At 38.8% G+C, this 2,727-nt stretch carries 4 protein-coding genes; 2 read left to right on the top strand and 2 right to left on the bottom strand.

Annotation, left to right across the window (positions count from 1 at the left end):
- Positions 1–65 precede the first annotated feature (65 nt).
- Both BUA89_RS22590 and BUA89_RS22585 read left to right on the top strand, forming a co-directional pair.
- A complete protein-coding gene (locus BUA89_RS22590; protein ID WP_072964272.1) occupies positions 66–491 on the top strand; it encodes a YybH family protein in 426 nt (141 codons plus the stop codon).
- A gap of 30 nt (positions 492–521) precedes the next feature.
- The gene (locus BUA89_RS22585) at positions 522–1,274 is read left to right on the top strand and encodes an SDR family oxidoreductase (protein WP_072964269.1); all 753 of its coding nucleotides are present in this window, start codon (positions 522–524) and stop codon (positions 1,272–1,274) included.
- Positions 1,275–1,640: 366 nt separating this feature from the next.
- On the opposite strand, the gene BUA89_RS22580 is transcribed toward BUA89_RS22585, so the two are convergent.
- The gene (locus tag BUA89_RS22580; RefSeq protein WP_072964267.1) at positions 1,641–2,087 is read right to left on the bottom strand and encodes a GNAT family N-acetyltransferase; all 447 of its coding nucleotides are present in this window, start codon (positions 2,085–2,087) and stop codon (positions 1,641–1,643) included.
- 30 nt (positions 2,088–2,117) lie between these two features.
- Positions 2,118–2,645, bottom strand: a complete 528-nt coding sequence (locus BUA89_RS22575; RefSeq protein ID WP_072964265.1) for a hypothetical protein — start codon at positions 2,643–2,645, stop codon at positions 2,118–2,120.
- Positions 2,646–2,727: the final 82 nt, after the last annotated feature.

Raw genomic sequence — 2,727 nt, 5'->3', positions numbered from 1 at the left:
TCAATTTTGTACTGTAGATAAGCTGTACGGTACAGTATATCTTTTAATATAAATTCTTAGGTCTTATGGAAGGTCATAATTCAGCAGAAAGTCCAATTTATAAATTAGCAACTACCCCTGAGGGAATTGTCGATTCTCTTTTGGATCATTTTAATTCCAGGGATATCGAAGCTATGCTCGGTTTCTATGAGGATGATGCGGTCATCATTAATACCAGTGGCGAGCCCAAACGTGGAAAAACAGAGATCGCCCGTGAGCTGCAGCAGTCATTCGGATTCGGATTGCCGATAAAAATTGTTAACAGGAATATTTATTCTACCGATAATCTGGCCGCACTGGTGCTGGAGTGGAAAATCGTTGGAACAGGAAATAACGGCGAAAAAGTAAATATCACGGGAACTTCAAGCGATTACGCAAAGAAAGGACCGGACGGATATTGGAGATGCTGGTTTGGAAATCCATTCGGCGTACAGGTACGAAGCTTATTTTAATCAATTTTTACAAATTTAAATAGTTCAGATATGAAAATTTTAGTAATCGGTGGCACAGGTCTTACGGGAAGGCTGGTCTCAAAAAAACTGGAAAAACTTGGTCATCAGGTGATCATTGGTTCACCTTCACATGGAGTGGATATCATGACTGGAGAAGGTCTTTCCCAGGCACTGGAAAATACGGAGATCGTGATAGATTTATCCAACTCTTCTTCTCCTGAAGAAGAAAATGCAATCAACTTTTTTCTGACCGCAGGAAAGAATCTGGTGAATGCAGAGCTGGCAGCGAACATCAGGCATCATCTGGTTCTTTCGATTGTAGGAACGGACGATGCGCTGGAAATAGGATATCTTCGCGCAAAGAAACATCAGGAAGACAATATCAAGAACTCCGGAATCCCTTATACCATAATCCGTTCAACACAGTTTCATGAACATACCGATACGATAATCGCCGTTCAGGGATTGGCTGACAAGGTTTTTGTGTCAAAGATCGACTATCAGCCCATTGCGCTGGAAGATGTAACGGATTACATTGTTCAGTTCGCACTCGAGGAGCCTAAAAACGGTACGGTGGAGATTGCGGGTCCAACCAGAGCAAATATGGATGATTTTGTTGCGAAATATATCGAGATAAGCGGAAAGCCTTTAAAAGTTTTTTCTGACGAGGACAGCAAATATATGCATCTTGTAGTCCCTAAATCGCTGTTAGTCCCTGCTGGAGAATATAATGCAGGCAAGATCCATTTTGAGGATTGGGCGCTGAGTACTTTGGCTAATTAAAGCATTCCAATCTATTACTTAGTTAACTGATCTTTCAGAGGTCTTTTATTTATAAATGCAGGTCGGCTCCGCCCTGCATTTATTGTTGATTATCACCAGCAATTGGTGTTTAAATTTTTTCACATATTAACGTGTCTTCTTTACCGGGCTTTTTATTTCATTCTTTTGGCACAGAAAAGAGTTTCCTTTTATCGCCCCGACCCTTATCACATTTTGTGTTCCCATGAATCTTTTATAAAAGATCTTGTTTCTTTCAGTAGGATTCCATTGGCCTGAATAGTAAAAAGCGCCATCTAAATTCTATAGATAGCGCTTCGTCCACTGATTGGAATGTATGGATTTAATAGTCATATCCTCATACCATCACTATTTTGATTCTATATATTTAACGTAAGTATGAAATTCTGTTTTAGTAAAGCCTAACTTTTCATACAGTTTCTGAGCCTTTAGGTTGTAATAAGAAGTAGATAGTACAACTTTTCCTCTGTCAGATGTTTCGCTGTAAGCAAGCACCTCTTCGATCAAAGACTCCGCTATTCCCCTCTTCCTGTATTCCGGATTGACGAATATATCATTCAGTACCCAGATTTTTTCAGTTCCAACAGAAGTAAAAGATGGATATAGCTGGGTAAAACCACAAATCTTCTCATCGGATACAGCTATAAAAATTACACTCTCATTCTTCTCGATCCGTTCCTTTAGAAAGTCGTATGATCTGCTATATTCCATGGGCTGTTCATAAAACACCCTATATTCGGCAAATAGTTGAGCCAGTTCAGCCAGATGATCTGCCGTTGCCCGTAAAATTCTCATATTTATCTTTTTAAAAATTCTCTTATCATATTAGTTGATTCTCCGCAAGGAAAAGTACTTGCGGATCTTCTCAAAGACTGACCGGTTAACTGTGCTTAATGGAGGTATAAAATCTGTCCCGTAAGTTTTGACACTTAAGTATCTTTTCAAATTGAAATAATCGTCTTCTGATACGATATTCTTCAATTTGAAACAGTCATATTCCATTTTGAGTTCTTCAAGGTGATCCTCTTCATTGTAAATGATTTTTGACCAGGAATAAAATTTATCGATCAATCTTTTTTTATCTTCGTTCTCAACTGGATCTCCAAATTCCTGATCCTCAAGAACAGCGACGCAGATATCGAGCACTTCCTTAGTCAGGGTAAACTGAAGTCCCTCTGCATCTTCCCGGTCGTTATAATATTCAGCAAACTGCCCTGAAGCGATATGTTTTCTGTGCTCGGGATGCAAGCTGATATATTTATGAAGCAAGGAGGATTCCCCACTGTTTATTTCTACCTCAAGTGCGACATTGTAGATCAGTTCCATGCTTAAGTTTTTGGCAATTTGATACATTTTAAAGTTAACAGACAAGCTTACCCTGTTAAAGTGATAGGCAAATAGTTTTTCAGAATATTCTCTGATTTCGATTTAAAAT

The organism is Chryseobacterium arachidis, assembly GCF_900129245.1.
In the GTDB taxonomy this organism is placed as follows: domain Bacteria; phylum Bacteroidota; class Bacteroidia; order Flavobacteriales; family Weeksellaceae; genus Chryseobacterium; species Chryseobacterium arachidis.
Note: the sequence above shows the minus strand (reverse complement) of the source record. Positions and strands in the feature narration are given on the sequence as shown.